At 37.3% G+C, this 7695-nt stretch carries 7 protein-coding genes; 4 read left to right on the forward strand and 3 right to left on the reverse strand.

What is annotated here, in order from left to right:
* A partial coding sequence (locus Q0L68_RS13100) for an NAD(P)-binding protein (RefSeq protein WP_366938399.1) occupies positions 1 to 478 on the reverse strand: 478 nt, incomplete at its 3' end.
* 364 nt (positions 479 to 842) lie between these two features.
* On the opposite strand from Q0L68_RS13100, the gene Q0L68_RS13105 reads away from it, so the two are divergent.
* Positions 843 to 1793 carry a proline iminopeptidase-family hydrolase gene (locus tag Q0L68_RS13105; RefSeq protein ID WP_296703905.1) on the forward strand — a complete coding sequence of 317 codons (951 nt, stop codon included), beginning with the start codon at positions 843 to 845 and terminating at the stop codon, positions 1791 to 1793.
* Between the two features lie 91 nt (positions 1794 to 1884).
* Positions 1885 to 2376, forward strand: coding sequence for a hypothetical protein (locus tag Q0L68_RS13110; protein ID WP_296703909.1), 492 nt, complete (start codon positions 1885 to 1887; stop codon positions 2374 to 2376).
* A 27-nt stretch (positions 2377 to 2403) separates the two neighbouring features.
* Here the strand turns inward: Q0L68_RS13110 and Q0L68_RS13115 are convergent, their stop codons facing one another.
* Together Q0L68_RS13115 and Q0L68_RS13120 are read right to left on the reverse strand one after the other, a co-directional pair.
* Complete coding sequence (locus tag Q0L68_RS13115) at positions 2404 to 4026, reverse strand: sulfatase (RefSeq protein WP_296703911.1); 1623 nt, start codon at positions 4024 to 4026, stop codon at positions 2404 to 2406.
* A 155-nt stretch (positions 4027 to 4181) separates the two neighbouring features.
* Complete coding sequence (locus Q0L68_RS13120) at positions 4182 to 5876, reverse strand: sulfatase (RefSeq protein ID WP_296703914.1); 1695 nt, start codon at positions 5874 to 5876, stop codon at positions 4182 to 4184.
* Positions 5877 to 6148: 272 nt separating this feature from the next.
* On the opposite strand from Q0L68_RS13120, the gene Q0L68_RS13125 reads away from it, so the two are divergent.
* Positions 6149 to 6769 carry an ATP-binding cassette domain-containing protein gene (locus tag Q0L68_RS13125; RefSeq protein WP_296703916.1) on the forward strand — a complete coding sequence of 207 codons (621 nt, stop codon included), beginning with the start codon at positions 6149 to 6151 and terminating at the stop codon, positions 6767 to 6769.
* Between the two features lie 3 nt (positions 6770 to 6772).
* Positions 6773 to 7695 (forward strand): hypothetical protein (locus Q0L68_RS13130; RefSeq protein ID WP_296703918.1); only part of this gene is annotated, 923 nt, incomplete at its 3' end.

Genomic DNA, 7695 nt, shown 5'->3' on the forward strand with positions numbered 1-7695 from the left:
AAACTCCAATAAATTTTTCTACATGAGAGTACCAAGGCGCAATATCCTCATAACCGATAGGCCACTCAATCCCATAGCCAAATTTCTTGGGTGCCTTGAACTCAAAATCACTCCAACGCTGACATGCTCTACCCCAAATCAAAGACTTCCCTCCCACTTGATATCCACGAATCCAATCAAAAGGTCGCTCTTGAACATAAGGGTGATCTGCGTCTTTGATAAAAAAATGTGCCGTGTCTTCACCAAAGCCAGCTGCTTTGGAAATTAATGGATTGTCCAGATAAAACTCCTTGGGCATCCTCCCTCTATGTTCAAAATCCCAAGGATTTTTATTCATGGTGGGATAATCTTTAATGTGCTTCACATCCCTTCCTCTTTCAAGAACCAGTGTTTTCAAACCCTGCTCACAAAGTTCTTTGGCAGCCCAGCCTCCGGAGATCCCTGAACCAATAACAATAGCATCAAATAGATTTTCCATAAGAACTTATAATTTAAAGCTTGTTCTCCTAAATTTTCATATCTAGTTAAGAAAATCAAATTAGGCACATTTATCCACAAGCGATTATTACAATTAAATCCAATCCAAGATTATTGATCCTTTTTTCCTTTTAGACACTAGACCATTGAGCAAAAATTAAAAAAAGCTTTTCTCTTTGTAGTTATTTTCAATAACTGAAGATTCCCACTGAGTCTAGTCAAGAATCCAACCCAAGGTGTTTAAAACTACACGTTCTATCCAGGCAATTTTGTAATTTAGATTCCTTACCAACAACTAGTAGATCTCTCTATAAATCGGACCGATATCATCAATTGGGGATATTAAAGCTTTCAAAACTGTAAATATGAAGAACACTACCATCTATTATCTCTTGATCCTACTTTTCATTTTCAGCTGTACTTTTGATTTGAAACAATCAAACCCGTTTCTCCAACAAGGGGAGGGATTTGTAGAGGTAGAAGGAGGGAAAATTTGGTATGGAATAATGGGAGAAGGGGATAATACGCCTTTGATTTGCCTACATGGAGGTCCAGGAGGTACAAGCAAGAGCTATTATAATTTATCCGAAATATCGAAAGAGCGTCCAGTAATCTTATTCGATCAATTAGGCACTGGGAAATCCGACTATCATCAAGATACGGCTTTACTAAAAGTGGAACTGTTCGTGGAGCAAGTAAAAGCGATTAAATCAGAGTTAAAACTGAATGAATTCTATTTGGTGGGTGGTTCTTGGGGGGCAGCATTAGCCCTTGAATATTACGATCATTACCCGGAAGGCATAAAAGGAATAATATTTAATAGCCCGTATTTCAGCACTCCAATTTGGACAAAAGATGCGGCAGTGCTTGTGTCAGAACTTCCGGATTCTATACAGACGGCAATTCGTATTGCAGAACGAGATAGTGTCTTTGAAACTGATTCGTATAAAGCTGCCAATAGCTTTTTTGCAAAAAGGCACGGCCGAAGAAAAGAACTTGTCAAACATCCCTATGATTCTGTGAAATCCAACGGAAATACATTCATCTATAATTATATGTGGGGGCCAAGTGAATTCACTGCAACAGGCATCTTAAAGAATTATGATAATGTTCAAAGCTTAAAAAAAGTCAAGGTCCCTACATTATTTACTACTGGTGAGTTTGACGAGGCTCGTCCAGTGACAGTTAATAAGCTAAGTCAAATGGTACCGGATGCTAGATTTGTAATCATACCGGATGCAGGGCATTCAACTCTCAATGATAACAGACAGGCAGTAGTAACAGCTATTCAAGAGTTTCTTAATAATCTAAAGTAATAATTACAAAAAATAGATCAATTGCGGATGATAGCAACAACTCTGCTAGGCGAAATCATATGATTGAATCAGACTGGGTGTTTTCCATACAGTGGTCGGATACTCCCGACAATTCTTATCTGGGCTAGTCTGGCAAATCCATATTTTAAGAAAAACCCCATCTTCCGGCGCTAATAATCTTAGCATTATTGAGAAAATTCAGGGATACCTGGCTTTTTATTACAAGCATTATATCAGCACAATTTATGTGGGTGCTTTATCAAGTAGTTTGTTTTTTATTATTGGTTCTATTTTTTATTTACAACTTAAATATCAGAAAATACCATCATTTCAAATTGATGATTTTATCGTCATGAACATGGGTGTTTTATTTAGCTTTGGAATAAGCGCCTTTGCTCAATTAAAACATAATAACTATCGAATCCAGCAATTGGAACAGCATTTAAAGGAATTGGAAGATAACTCCATCACTGAACTAAGCATCATAAGCTACCAAAACAAACGAATTAAAATTGGAGTCTTCTTTGGCCTGTCCTTAGTAATCGGCTTGATTCTGCGCTTTTTATTGATTACGAAATCCTAGAAGTATTCAGGAACGGCAATCAAAGTTTTACTTTTTAGTATCCTCTAAAAACCGATCAATATACTGTTGACTTAACTCTGAATTATCTTTGTATTTGACCCGCAACTTTTCCAATCGCTCATGCAGATCTTTTCTGATTTCAGCATAAGCTGAATCATTATAGACATTTTTCAATTCCAGGGGATCCTTCTTTCTATCGATCAGTTCCCATTCGTCTATAGCATAATAGTAATGGATCAGTTTATAATCTTTCGTCACAATGGCATAATGCCTATTTACCATATGCTCTGCCGGATATTCATAATAATGGTAATAAACTTCATCACGTGTCCATTGATCTTCATTGCCGGTAAGCAGCGGCGTCATACTTTCTCCTTGCATATCTGCAGGAGCCTCCACTCCAGCGATATCCAAGAAGGTCTGCGCAAAATCCAAATTCTGAACCATTGCATCAGACTTCGTTCCAGCTTTTGTCTTACCCGGCCAAGCCACTAATAATGGCGTTTTGAAAGACTCATCGTAGATAAAACGCTTATCATACCAACCATGCTCACCCAAGTAAAAACCTTGATCTGAGGTATAAACGATGATGGTATTTTCCATCAGGTCATTGGCCTCTAAATAATCCAAGAGTCGACCCACATTTTCATCGACTGCTTTGATTGTTCCCAGATAATCCTGCATATATCGCTGGTACTTCCACCTCATTTTGTCCTGATCAGTCATTGTAGGGAATGCCTTTATAAACTCCTCACTGATGGGATCGTAATACTTTTTGAAGTTTTCGGCCTGAGTTGGCGTGAACCGTTTCATCTGAGCGATAAAACGAGTTGTATCGTAGCCACCCACGTCTGCAATTCCGAGTTGCTTGAGCACTTCAGGGTTTAGTTTATTATCACCCGACCAACCCATATGCTCGAGAATATTCATTTCCGCTTCTCCAGCGGCTGCAGTCCTTCCAGAATAATCATCAAATAAAGTTGCAGGCTCTCGGAAGGTTTTGTTAGTAAACTCTTCCAAATGTCGCTCGGCCATATACCAAGCTCTATGAGGAGCTTTATGTAAATACATCAATAGAAATGGATCTTCTTTCTTACGCTCATTTTCCAACCAGTCCAGAGTCATATCTGTCACAATATCCGTCACATAGCCTTCCACTTTGATATTTCCTTCATTTTTGGTGATGAACTCGGGATTGTAATAGTTCCCCTGACCAGGAAGGATTTTGAACTGATCAAAACCTTTTGGATTGTTTCCAAAATGAAGTTTGCCAAACATTGCAGTTTGGTAGCCACCAGCTTGTAGGAGTTGTGGAAAAGTCACGTTGGTCGTATCGAAAGGATAAATATTATCGATTTTGCCATTGATATGGGAATGCTTTCCTGTCAAAATAGTCGCTCTGGAAGGTGCGCATATAGAATTCGTCACGGAGGCATTTGTAAACAAAATCCCCATGTCAGCAATCCGATCGATGTTTGGCGTTTCGATAAGTGAATTGTCGTAAGCTGAAATAGCCTGATAAGCATGGTCATCAGACATGATAAAGATGATATTGGGCCGTTCTTGTTTTGCCTTTTCAGTTTTTTTTTGGCAACCCGAAAATAAGGTAATACCAAGAAAAAGGAAGAAAATTGATTGAGTGTATTTCATATGGTGTGGTGATTTGATTGCCATTTCGAACGAGGAGGTACGTCGAGGAGAAATCCCTTACCTATTCCAAATTTTTAAATTTGAGATTTCTCCTCCTTCGTCGTCGAAATGACTATAATAGATAATGCTTACTGCCACTGCAAACTGCTTACTCATTACTCCTCATTCGACAATTTTCTACCTTCAAAAATCTTATCCAGAAGCTCCGTGTTTTTACCGCCAGCATAGGAATTATTTTCTTGCAAGTAGTCCAAATACTCGTCTAGGTAACGCTGAGAGATTTGTGAATTATCCCCATATTTTTCTCTTAAACCATCCAGTTGCTTATGTAAATCAGCTTGAATATCAGCATATTCAGGATCACCATAGACATTTTTGAGTTCGTATGGATCTTTTTTTCTATCGATCAACTCCCACTCATCTACATCAAAATAATAATGAACCAGTTTGTAATCCTTGGTGATTATAGCATAATGGCGCTTCACCATATGTACTGATGGGTATTCGTAATAGTGATAATAAACTGCATCCCTGGTCCACTTGTCCGTTTCACCCTTAAGCAAAGGAATTAAACTTTCTCCTTGCATATCGGAAGGAGCCTCCACTCCCGCTGCTTCCAAAAATGTTTGTGCAAAATCCAGGTTTTGAACCATTGCATCCGACTTCACTCCAGTTTCCGTTTTACCTGGCCAAGCCATGATCAGCGGCGTTTTGAAGGATTCATTGTAAACAAATCTCTTGTCAAACCATCCATGCTCTCCCAGATAAAATCCCTGATCTGAGGTATAAACAATGATAGTATTTTCCATCAGTCCATTTGCTTCTAAATAGTCTAAAACACGGCCTACATTTTCATCCACAGCTTTGATTGTACCCAAATAATCCTGCATATAGCGCTGGTATCTCCATTTCATCTTATCCTCCTCAGTCATGGTAGGATAGGCCTTTTTGAAGTCTTCATTAACTTTCTCATAGGCAGCATCCCAGTTTGCACGCTGAGACTCATTCATTCTCCCCACTCCCCTTTCAAATGCACCTTGATCCCTACCAGAAGTTCCTTCAATTCCCATTTCATCCATCATTCCTGGATAAATCTTTGAGTCTCCTGCCCAATGCATGTCTTTCAAAAGATTCATTTCAGCTTCTTTGGCAGCTCTACCTCTACCCGAATAATCATCAAAAAGCGTTGCCGGCTCTTTAAAAGTCCTCTTTGTAAATTCATCCACATGTCGCTCTGCCGGAAGCCATTCTCTGTGTGGTGCTTTATGCAAATACATCAACATGAAGGGCTGATCGGCTTTTCTTTCATTCGCTAACCAATCCAAGGTCATATCAGTGATAATGTCTGTGACATAGCCTTCCACTGTTATATTTCCCTCATTCTTCGTGATAAAATTTGGGTTGTAGTATGCTCCTTGTCCAGGTAGAATTTTGAACTGATCAAACCCTTTTGGATTATTTCCAAAATGAAGTTTTCCAAACATGGCTGTCTGATATCCTGCATCATGAAGGATCTGCGGAAAAGTTACATTCGTGGTGTCAAAAGGAAAATGATTATCCACTTTGCCATTAATATGAGAATGCTTACCCGTTAAAATCGTCGCTCTGGATGGAGCACAAATTGAATTGGTCACAGAAGCATTAGTGAAAAGTATCCCCATTTTAGCAATCCGATCGATATTTGGGGTTTCGATTAACGTATTATCATAGGCAGAAATCGCCTGATAGGCATGATCATCGGACATGATAAAAACAATATTGGGCCGCTCTACTTTTTCAGGGGCTTTACTGCATCCTATAATTCCAAAAAGAAGAATCAGTAATAAAATCGGCAAAGAAGATTTGCTCATTTTAGTTCTAGGTTTATTGTGACGTTTGGGATTATGCTTTTCCAAACTACTTAAAAGTATAAAATCATCTGCATTTGAGCCAATAATCAGGAATTTGAATCAAAAAAAAACTTAAAAATGAATTCATAACTTCTTAAAAAATTTCAAATATCTCAAAACTCATCTGCTAGGTTTTAAAAAAATGAGATTTTGGTTTTTTAACTTTTTTTACGGTCTAAAGTACTGGAATTACCTTTATTTTTAAGATTTAGACCCCATTAGAAACCGAAAGAATGCTCTCTATCCAAAACTTTCAAAAGAATTACGACACTGGTTTTAAAATGGCAATTGAGCAGTTAACGTTTTCAGAGGGAATTCATTTAATCAAAGGAAAAAATGGATCTGGAAAATCCACTCTGTTAAAAGCGATTGCAGGAATTCATGACTTTAAGGGAGATATTATTTTGAATGGGATCTCACAGAAAAAAGAACCTATTGCTTATCGAAAACTGGTGAACTTCACCGAAGCAGAACCAATCTTTCCAGCTTTCCTTTCCTTGGATGAGTTGATAAATTTTTCTGCGAAAATAATGCATTCTGATACTCAACAGATCAATAAACTAAAGACCACACTGGATATAGGCGACTATGCCAAAAACCCTATTTCCTCCTATTCATCGGGTATGCTCAAAAAATCAGCTTTGCTTTTAGCTTTTTTGGGAAAGCCCAAATTGATCATTTTAGATGAGCCTTTTACAACAATAGACCAGACTACTCAAGGAGAACTCAAAAGACTCATTCTGTCCAAACTGGAAAATGGAATAAGTTTTTTGCTTACCTCCCATTTGTCTGATTTCGAAGATCTTTTTACCTATTCCACGATCAAGGAATTCGAAAATGGAATAATGATTTAAAAGATGAGAGAGATCTACTTCAAGTCTTTTGTAACTCCTTTTTATAAAGCCTATTTAGGATTTTTTATACTGGTATCAGTGATTTTAGGTGTTTTCATGGAACTAAAACAGCACCTGATGATTGCTGAAAAAATCATGAAAACTCCAACATGGTTTGGCCTGTTGATCTTCTCATTTATTTTCTACACTTTTCTACAATTACGATTTCAGATCAAACTTATTCAGGACCCAAAATATTTAATCTTTCAAAAATTATCATTTCTATCTTTTTCGAAATTTTCGAAGGATTTTATCTCTGTCTGGTTAGTAAACCACACATTGATCTTACTGTATTCATTGATAATTTCTTTCGTCGGTTTAAAAATAGGGAATTGGGAGAAAGTGGTTTCCCTTTGGATTTCATTATTTATTTCAGGTTTTGCATCCTTGTATTTTAGTTATAAAACACTCCAAAAGTACTATCCTGAAAAGCATTTTTATCGAAGTCAAATCATACATATAAAACCTTACTTTCTTTGGTTTTCTTTTCATCTGAAAGAAAACAGGCCCTTACTTTTACTTGCAGTTAAAACAACGAGTCTTTTTGTTCTAAGTGGATTTTTTTATTCTTATTTCTCTGGAGGATATGATTCCCGTTGGCTGGCATTTGGATTACTTGTGAGTTCCTATTTCCATTACCCAATCTGGTTAGAAAAAGTTGAATTTGGAGAATACCAACTCAACATATTCAAAAATTTACCCAGGACATTTATAAAAAAATTCGCTCAAGAGTTCTTTGCAATAATGGTAATTGCTATTCCCGAGCTTTTATTGCTGTTCTATCAAGGAGGTGGAATTAAAAGTAAAATTGATCACTTTTCCCTCATATTTTTTTGGACAACTCTGAATCTGGGAATTTATGCAATGTGTTTACTCAACAAGGAAAA

Origin of the sequence: Algoriphagus sp. (assembly GCF_024642405.1) — a bacterium.
Lineage (GTDB): Bacteria > Bacteroidota > Bacteroidia > Cytophagales > Cyclobacteriaceae > Algoriphagus.